The sequence below is a fragment of the Ferrovibrio sp. genome, assembly GCF_035304305.1.
In the GTDB taxonomy this organism is placed as follows: Bacteria; Pseudomonadota; Alphaproteobacteria; order Ferrovibrionales; family Ferrovibrionaceae; genus Ferrovibrio.
Window position 1 is genome coordinate 1 of record NZ_DATGQG010000125.1, and the last position, 9234, is coordinate 9234.

Sequence of the window (9234 nt, forward strand, 5' to 3'; positions counted from 1 at the left end):
GTAAACGACGGGCGGATTACCGCCGGCAGCCCCACTTCCGCCAGCAGCGCGCGGGCTTCCTCGAGCGAATGCGCGGTACCCGAACGCGGCATGTCGAGGCCGAGCCGCGTCATCGCCTGGCGGAACAGCTCGCGGTCCTCAGCCATGGCAATGGCTTCGCGGCTGGCGCCGATCAGCTTGACGCCAAGCTTGTCCAGCACGCCGCTCTCGGCCAGCTTCATCGCCGTGTTCAGCGCCGTCTGGCCGCCCATGGTGGGCAGCAGCGCATCCGGCTTTTCCTTCTCGATGACCTTGGTAACGATCTCGGGCGTGATCGGCTCGATATAGGTCGCATCCGCCAGGCCCGGATCGGTCATGATCGTGGCAGGGTTCGAGTTGATCAGGATGACGCGGTAACCCTCGGCCTTCAGCGCCTTGCAGGCCTGGGTGCCGGAATAGTCGAACTCGCAGGCCTGGCCGATCACGATGGGACCGGCGCCGATGATCAGGATGCTTTTTATGTCGGTTCTTTTTGGCATGTTCCACCTGGGGCAGCGCGACCTGGCACGTCAGCTGCGCTGCTGCTCCATCAGATCGACGAAGCGTTTGAAGAGGTAATGGCTGTCCTGCGGGCCGGGCGACGCTTCGGGGTGATGCTGCACCGAGAAGACCGGCTTGTCGGTCAGCTTCAGGCCTTCGTTGGAGCCGTCGAACAGCGAGACATGCGTGCGCACCACATTCGGCGGCAGGCTGGCTTCCAGTACGCAGAAGCCGTGATTCTGGCTGGTGATCTCCACCTTGCCGGTTTCGGTATCCTTCACCGGATGGTTGGCGCCGCGATGGCCACGCTCCATCTTCGCGGTCTTGCCGCCCAGCGCCAGCGCCAGCATCTGGTGGCCGAGGCAGATGCCGAAGACCGGCTTGCCGCTGTCGACCAGCGCCTTGATGGTCGGCACGGCATAGGTGCCGGTGGCGGCGGGATCGCCCGGGCCGTTGGACAGGAAGATGCCGTCCGGCTTGTGCCGCAGCACGTCTTCCGCCGTGGCGTTCGCCGGCACGACCGTCACCTTGCAACCGACATCGGCGAGGCAACGCAGGATGTTGCGCTTGATGCCGAAATCGATGGCGACGACGTGGAATTTCGGATCGGTCAGCTTCCCGTAGCCCTTGCCGAGCACCCAGCGGGTCTCGTCCCAGGTATAGGTCTGGCGGCAGCTCACTTCCGCGGCGAGATCCATGCCTTCGAGCCCCGGCCATTCCTGCGCCTGCCGGTGCAGCGCGGCGAGATCGAACCTGCCGTCGCGGCTATGCGCAATGACGCCGTTCGGCGCGCCGCGGTCGCGGATCCGCCGTGTCAGGGCACGGGTGTCGATGCCCGAGACGCCGACCAGATTGCGCAGCTTCAGCCACTCGTCGAGATGCGTCTGGTTGCGGAAATTCGACGGATTGGTGATCGGCGCGCGCAGGATCAGGCCGCGGGCGGCGATACCCTGCGTCTCGATATCTTCCAGATTGGTGCCGGTATTGCCGATATGGGGAAAGGTGAAGGTGATGATCTGGCCGGCATAGGACGGATCGGTGAGGATTTCCTGGTAGCCCGTCATCGAGGTGTTGAAACAGACCTCGCCGACCGTTGCCCCTTCGGCCCCCAGACCATGACCCCAGAACACAGAACCATCCGCCAGCACCACGACGCCCGAATAGCCCGGGCCCGGGGGTGCTGGATATTTCGGTGTCTCGGCCATGACCGGCTCTCCAAACTGGCGGCCGCCAGCCCCTGCGGGCGGCTTCTGGCCGCAAAAAACCACCGGAGGGCGATGGAAAACCCCGGCTCCGGCGGTACGGTACGGATTATAACGATGGTGCGGCGGCGAGCGCTCACCGCGTCAACCGGGGGCGGACCTTATCAAAATGCCACCGTGCGTCAAGCCCGCTCTGATCGATATTAAAGCTGCAATATCAAAGAGTTATATCTTTTGCATGCAGCCCGGCCGTGGGCTATGCTGCGCCCCTTCCAAAAAGCTCCGATTCCATTACCGCAGAGGACAGGCTGATGCTGCGCGAGACGCTCAACCAGGCGCTCAAGGACGCCATGAAGGCCAAGGATGCGCGCCGGGTGGCCACCCTTCGCCTCATCCTGGCGGCGCTGAAGGATCGCGACATCGCCGCCCGCACCAGCGGCGACGACCGCACCGGCATTCCGGACGAAGCCATCCTCTCCCTGCTGCAGACCATGGTGAAGCAGCGCCGGGAATCCGTGGCGCTCTACGAGCAGGGCGGCCGCGACGACCTGGCCAGCCAGGAGAAGGAAGAAATCGCCATCATCGAGAGCTTCCTGCCCAAGCAGCTGTCGGAAGCCGAGGTGGAGGCAGCGGCCAGGGCGGCCATCGCCGAGGTCGGCGCCCAGGGCATCAAGGATATGGGCAAGGCCATGGGCGTGCTGAAGGCGAAATATGCCGGCCAGATGGACTTCGCCAAGGCGGCGGCGATCCTGAAAGCCCAGCTGAGCTGATCGGGCCCGGGGCAGCCGCCGGGGAAGCGTGATGGCATTTCCCGATTCCTTCCTTGAGGAATTGCGCAACCGGCTGCCATTGTCGGGCGTTGTGGGCCGGTCCATGCGGCTGATCAAGCGCGGGCGGGAATTCACCGGCCTCTGCCCTTTCCACAACGAGAAGACCCCGTCCTTCACCGTCAACGACGAGAAGGGCTTCTTCCACTGCTTCGGCTGCGGCGCCCATGGCGATGTGATCGGCTTCGTCATGCGCAGCAGCGGACTGGCCTTTCCCGAAGCCGTCGAGCAGCTGGCGCAGGAAGCCGGCCTCGCCGTGCCGCGGGTGCGGCCGGAGGACCGCGAGAAGGCCGACCAGGTCGCCACGCTCGGAAAGGCCATGGAGGAAGCCGCCCGGTGGTTCCAGGCGCAGCTGCAGGGCGGCAGCGCGGCGGAAGCCCGCGCCTATATCCAGAAGCGGGGACTGAAGCCGGAGACGATCGAGCGGTTCCGTCTGGGCTTTGCGCCCGGTTCACGCACGGCCCTGAAGGAAGCCCTGCTGGCCCGCGGCCTGCCCGAGCCCCTGCTGGTCGAGGCCGGTCTGCTGATCAAGCCGGAGGATGGCGGCGCCACCTATGACCGCTTCCGCAACCGGATCATGTTCCCGATCGGCGACCGTCGCGGACGGATCATCGCCTTCGGCGGCCGCGCACTCGATTCCGATGCGCCGGCGAAATATCTGAATTCCCCGGAGACTCCCCTCTTCCACAAGGGCCGCAATCTCTACAACCACGCGCTGGCCCGTGAAGCCGCCCGCGAGAGCGGTACGGTCATCGTGGTGGAAGGCTATATGGATGTGATCGCTCTGGCGCAGGCCGGGATCGATCATGCCGTGGCTCCGCTGGGCACCGCGCTGACCGAAGAGCAGATCGCGCTGCTCTGGCGGCTCTGCGCTGAGCCGATCCTCTGCTTCGACGGTGATGCCGCCGGCTGGCGGGCGGCGCTGCGGGCCGCCGACCGGGCCCTGCCCCTGCTCGAGCCGGGCCATTCCTTCCGCTTCGCCATCCTGCCTGCCGGGCAGGACCCGGACGATCTGGTCCGCAACCAGGGCAAGGCGGCCATGGAAGAGGTGCTGGCCCGGGCCCTGCCGCTGGCGGACGTCCTCTGGCGCCGGGAAACCGAGGGGCGCCCCCTGGACACTCCGGAACGCCGGGCAGCCCTAGAGGCCGCCCTCTTCGCCCTGGCCGGCGAGATCCGGAATCCGGCGGTCCAGAACCACTATCGGGACCATTTCCGGGCCCGGCTGCGCACCCTGTTCGCCCCGGCCCGGACCTGGTCAGGGCCGCGGGGCGGCCGCCCCGGCTTCGGCCGCCCGGCGGAACCCGAGGGTTTCCGGGGCCCGATCCCCGAGCAGACCGGCAGAACGGAACGGGCCCTGCTGGCCGCGGTCGTCACCCACCCTTTTCTGCTCGAGGAACACGGTCAGGCCTTTGCCGCCCTGACCTTTCCGGAAGGTCCGCTTGACAGCCTTAAGACACGGATTCTAGAAGAAGCTTCCCGCCATCCAGGGCTTGACGGCGAGGCCTTCGCGGCCCATTTGAGGCAGCAGGGACTCGGGTCCCTGCTTGATGCCGTCATCGGCGGGACTGGGCGGGTCATTGAACCGTTTGCACGAGCGGACACCGCGCCGGAAAAGGTCGAGAGGGGTTGGTGGCAGGCCGTGCAGCGTTACCGCTTGGCGGAACTGGAACAGGAACTGGCGGCGGCTGAGGCCGAACTTGCCACAAACACGAATCCCGAGGCATGGCAGCGCTTTGTGGCCCTGAAGGCAGAGGTCGGCTCTGCGCGCAGCCAGGTCTCGGTGTCGGATCAGGATTGAGCCGTTCCAGCGTGGGCGGCTCAGCGTTTTTTCAGGATAGGACGAGTTAGGAACCGGCATGGCTAAACAAGCAGCGGCTGCGGATGCCACCGAGGCTCCCGAAAAGGAAGAGACCGTCGACACCCCGCTGATCGACGCTTCGGTGGCGGCGATCAAGCGCATGCTCGCGAAGGCGAAAGAGCGCGGCTACGTCACCTATGACGAGATCAACGCCGTACTGCCGCCAGAGCAGGTTTCGTCCGAGCAGATCGAAGACACCATGGCGATGCTGTCCGAAATGGGCATCACCATCGTGGAGTCCGAGGAGCCCGACGACACCGCCGCCGAGAAGGACGAGACGGAAGCCGACGCGGAGACCGCCGAGGGCGAGACCGCGCCTGCCAAGGCCGAGGTCGACCGCACCGACGACCCGGTCCGCATGTATCTGCGCGAGATGGGCTCGGTCGAGCTGCTGTCCCGCGAAGGCGAGATCGCGATTGCCAAGCGCATCGAGGCCGGTCGCGAGAAGATGATCGGCGCGATCTGCGAAAGCCCGCTGACCATCCAGGCGATCGTGAACTGGCGCGATGATCTGGTCGACGGCAAGATCCTGCTGCGCGACGTGGTCGATCTCGAGGCCACCATGGGCGGCGGCGGCGGCCCCGACCCGGCCGGCATCGACGGCGAAGAGGAAGAAGCCGCTCCGGTGGCGGAAGCCAAGCCTGCCGCGCCGGTGAAGGCTGAGGCGCCGAAGGCCGAAAAGAAGGCCAAGGCCGCCGAGCCTGCCGCGGAGGCGGCGCCGCCGCAGGAAGAGATGGACGAGGACGACGAGGCGAACCTGTCGCTCGCCGCCATGGAGGCGCAGCTCAAGCCGCAGGTGCTGGAAGCCTTCGACGCCATCGCCAAGCATTACAAGAAGCTGCAGAAGACCCAGGAAGAGCGCCTGCAGGCTGCCCTTGTCCATGCCGATGTGGACGCGAAGAAGGACAAGGCCTACGCCAAGCTGAAGCAGGAAATGGTGCGCCTGATGGAGTCGGTGCACCTGAACAACAGCCGCATCGAGTCGCTGGTCGAGAACATGTACAGCCTGAACAAGCGGCTGATGATGCTCGAAGGCCGGCTGCTGCGCGTCGCCGAATCCTACAAGATTCCGCGCGACGAATTCCTGCGCCAGTATGAGGGTCAGGAGCTCGACCCGAAATGGCTCGAGAAGGTCGCCAAACTGAAGACCCACAAGGGCTGGGCGAAATTCGCCGAGGCCGGCGCCAGGGAAATCAATCCGATCCGCGAGCAGATTGCCGCCATCGCCACCGAGTTCGGCCTGCCGATCTCGGAGTTCAAGCGCATCTACAAGCAGGTGCGCGAGGGCGAGCGCGAGGCCAGCGTGGCGAAGAAGGAGATGGTGGAGGCCAACCTGCGCCTCGTCATCTCGATCGCCAAGAAATACACCAACCGCGGCCTGCAATTCCTCGACCTGATCCAGGAAGGCAACATCGGCCTGATGAAGGCGGTCGACAAGTTCGAATACCGCCGCGGCTACAAGTTCTCGACCTACGCCACCTGGTGGATCCGGCAGGCGATCACCCGCTCGATTGCCGACCAGGCCCGCACCATCCGCATCCCGGTGCACATGATCGAGACGATAAACAAGCTGGTACGCACCAGCCGCCAGATGCTGCACGAGATCGGCCGGGAGCCGACCCCGGAGGAACTGGCGACCAAGCTCGGCATGCCGCTGGAGAAGGTGCGCAAGGTACTGAAGATCGCCAAGGAGCCGATCAGCCTCGAGACGCCGATCGGCGACGAGGAAGACAGCCATCTCGGCGACTTCATCGAGGACAAGAATGCCGTCCTCCCGGTGGATGCCGCGATCAACTCCAACCTGCGCGAGACCACCACGCGGGTGCTGGCGACCCTCACCCCGCGCGAGGAGCGCGTGCTGCGCATGCGCTTCGGCATCGGCATGAACACTGACCATACGCTGGAGGAAGTCGGCCAGCAGTTCTCGGTCACCCGCGAGCGCATCCGCCAGATCGAGGCCAAGGCGCTGCGGAAGTTGAAGCACCCGAGCCGGTCGCGTAAATTGCGCTCGTTCCTGGACACGTAAGAACAAACGCCCCGGAATTCCCGGGGCGTTTTTCTGGTGCTACGGGCCTGTAGCTCAATTGGTTAGAGCCGGCCGCTCATAACGGTCTGGTTGCAGGTTCAAGTCCTGCCGGGCCCACCATTCCCGCGCCTCTTCGGCAGCTCTCCGCCCCCCCTGCCCCCGCGGCACGGGGGCAGGCAGGCAGATTTCCCTTACATGAAGATCAGGTCCGACTGCGTCCAGACATGGTTGGACTGCACCGTCTCCGGATTGGTGGTCGCGGTATCGAAGGTGAGCGTGTTGGTACCCCAGCCCTTGATATCGCCGACCTTGTAGTCGGTCTTCAGGCGGTCGCCCTCGGCACGGTTGAAGTCGAGGATCCTGTCGTGACCGCCTTTCCCCTTCTGGAACATGAAGATGTCGGCGCCACCGCCGCCCCAGAGCTGGTCATTGCCGCCCAGCCCGTTCAGCACGTTGGCCTTGCCGTCGCCGCGCAGGATGTCGGCCTGGTTCGAGCCGGTGAGATTCTCGATGCCCGTCATCGTGTCGCGATTCACGGCAATCGTGCCCTGCTCCACACCCAGGCCCTTCAGGGCGTTGAACCAGTTGGTCGCCAGTTTCTCGTAGCCCGCGGCCGACAGATGCACGCCGGAATCCTGGCCCAGCGGCGAGATGTCGTTCACCGTCAGGTTGCCGTTGTTGACCAGCGAGATCTTCATGCCGGCCGCCGCCTTGGCGCTGACCAGGCTGGGGATCCAGGCGTTGTATTCGGCCATCTTGGTATGCGAGATGCCGGCCGTGTTGTCGGGCCGCGACGGCGGCGCCGTACCCAGCAGGATATGCGAATCCGGCGCGTTGGCGGCAATCGTGTCGATCAGCTTGGTCAGGTCGGCCTTCATCTGCGCCACCGAATCCGTCTTGGCGTCGTTGCTTCCCGACATCAGCAGGATCACGTCGGGCTTGTGCTGCGACAGCGCCGACGGCGCCCGGGCGGCCAGCTGGTCGGAGGTATAGCCGTTCAGCCCCTCATGCTCGTTGTCGAAACCTGAGCCGTTCTTCAGCCCGCCGACATTGTCGAACTTTATCCCGGCATCGGACAGCTTCTTCGCCAGCTTGCCGCGATAGCCGCCGCTTTCCTTGTTGCTGTAGCCGATCACGCCATAGGTGTTGGAATCGCCCATGGCCATGATGCGGACGGCCTGGGTTGCCACGCCGGTGGCGAGGTCGGCGGTAATGCTCCCCACGGCATCGGCGAAGCTCGCCGTGTCGTTGCCAGCGCCGCCGTTGAGATGGTCGCGCCCGGTGCCGCCGGTCAGCACGTCATCGCCGTCGCCGCCATTCAGGATGTCGTTCCCGGCGCCGCCATTGATCACGTCGTTGCCCGCGGTGCCGTTCAGCGTCTCTGCCGCCTTGGTGCCGGTGATGGTCTTGCCGGGCGTACCGGGCGCCGGCTGCTGCGGGTTCGGGGCCGGCGAGGCCGTTCCGCTGCCGACCTTGATGTAGACCGTCGCGGTATCGGTGCTGCCGTCCTTGTCGGTCAGCGTGTAGGTGATCCGGTCGGTCCCCTCCCAGCCGGCCGGCGGCCTGTAGACCACCGTGCCGTCATCCCATTTCTCCAGCTTCACGCCTGCGGCCGTCACGTCGTCGATGGCGCTCACCTTGAGGCCGCCATCGGCGCCCTTGTCGTTCAGGGTCAGGTGCCGCGTGTTGAAATACTTGGTCTCGCCCTTGGCGATGACATAGTTGTCGTCGACGGCGACTACCGGATTGCCGCTGCCGCCGGGCTTGGGCGCCGGCTCCTGCGGCACCGGCGTCACCGTGCCGTTGCCGACCTTGATGTAGACACTGGCCGTGTCGCTGCTGCCATCCTTGTCGGTGACCGTGTAGGTGATCCGGTCAACGCCTTCCCACCCGGCCAGTGGTCGGTAGACCACCGTGCCGTCGGTCCATTTCTCCAGCTTCACGCCGGCCGCGCTGACATCGTCGATGGCACTCACCTTCAGGCCGCCATCGGCCCCCTTGTCGTTGAACATGAGGTGACGTGTATTGAAATACTTGGTTTCGCCCTTGGCAATCGCATAGTTGTCGTCGCCGGCAATGACCGGATTGCCGCTGCCTGATGACGGCGGCGGATCGGGAGTCGGTTCCGGCTGCTGGACGCCGCTGCCGACCTGCATGAACAGCGTGCCCGTATCCCGGTTTCCGGCCGCGTCGACCACCGTGTAGGTGATGCTGTCGAGCCCTTCCCAGCCTGTCGGAGGACGGTAAATGACGGTGCCGTCATCCCAGAACGTGAGCTTCACGCCGGCCTTGCTATGCGTGTCGACGGAGGCGACCTTGAGGTTCGAGCCCTTGTCGTTCCAGGTCAGGTAGCGGGTGTTGAAATACTTGGTCTCGTTTTTGGCGATGACATATTTGTCGTCGACAGCGGATACAGACATTCGTGTTCCCCTATGGAAAATGCGGTTGGCGATGCACTCGGAAATCAACGCAAGTATCACTGGGGCAACAGGAGCGCGTGTCGCGCGGCGAGCTTCTGCTCATCCGGCGAGTAGCTGCGGTCGGTGCCGCACTCACATGAAAGTCAGGAGGTCCTGAACCCGGGGGGAATTTCGGCGCAAAACAGCGACATGTAAAATTGAATTCCGGATATCCCCGGTCACAGGCAGATCACAAAGCTTACCGAAAGGTTGCCGGCCCACCGAACAGCCAGAACAGCAGCGCCGCGGCCCAGAATCCGATGGCGACGAGCGTCGCGTAAAAGGCATAGCGCAGATACATCTCGCGCAGGATCGAGGTGATCATCCTCTGCGCGGCATCCGG

Annotated in this window: 5 protein-coding genes, 1 tRNA gene and 1 pseudogene; 4 read left to right on the forward strand and 3 right to left on the reverse strand. The window is 65.0% G+C overall.

The features are described 5' to 3' along the window. Positions 1-518: pseudogene (locus VKZ87_RS14175) on the reverse strand (carbamoyl phosphate synthase large subunit); the annotation flags it as partial. A 30-nt stretch (positions 519-548) separates the two neighbouring features. After that, positions 549-1724, reverse strand: coding sequence for a glutamine-hydrolyzing carbamoyl-phosphate synthase small subunit (carA, locus tag VKZ87_RS14180; RefSeq protein ID WP_324221914.1), 1176 nt, complete (start codon positions 1722-1724; stop codon positions 549-551). 308 nt (positions 1725-2032) lie between these two features. Between carA and VKZ87_RS14185 the strand changes: the two genes are divergently transcribed. The 4 genes from VKZ87_RS14185 (at position 2033) to VKZ87_RS14200 (ending at position 6552) form a co-directional block, all read left to right on the forward strand. Beyond that, on the forward strand, positions 2033-2491 hold the full coding sequence (locus VKZ87_RS14185; protein WP_324221915.1) for a GatB/YqeY domain-containing protein: 459 nt from the start codon (positions 2033-2035) through the stop codon (positions 2489-2491). 31 nt (positions 2492-2522) lie between these two features. Continuing rightward, positions 2523-4346, forward strand: coding sequence for a DNA primase (dnaG, locus tag VKZ87_RS14190; RefSeq protein ID WP_324221916.1), 1824 nt, complete (start codon positions 2523-2525; stop codon positions 4344-4346). A gap of 58 nt (positions 4347-4404) precedes the next feature. After that, a complete protein-coding gene (gene rpoD, locus VKZ87_RS14195) occupies positions 4405-6432 on the forward strand; it encodes an RNA polymerase sigma factor RpoD (RefSeq protein ID WP_324221917.1) in 2028 nt (675 codons plus the stop codon). A gap of 43 nt (positions 6433-6475) precedes the next feature. Further along, positions 6476-6552: transfer RNA gene (locus tag VKZ87_RS14200), tRNA-Ile, on the forward strand. A 71-nt stretch (positions 6553-6623) separates the two neighbouring features. Here the strand turns inward: VKZ87_RS14200 and VKZ87_RS14205 are convergent. Beyond that, complete coding sequence (locus tag VKZ87_RS14205) at positions 6624-8852, reverse strand: Ig-like domain-containing protein (protein ID WP_324221918.1); 2229 nt, start codon at positions 8850-8852, stop codon at positions 6624-6626. Positions 8853-9234 lie beyond the last annotated feature (382 nt).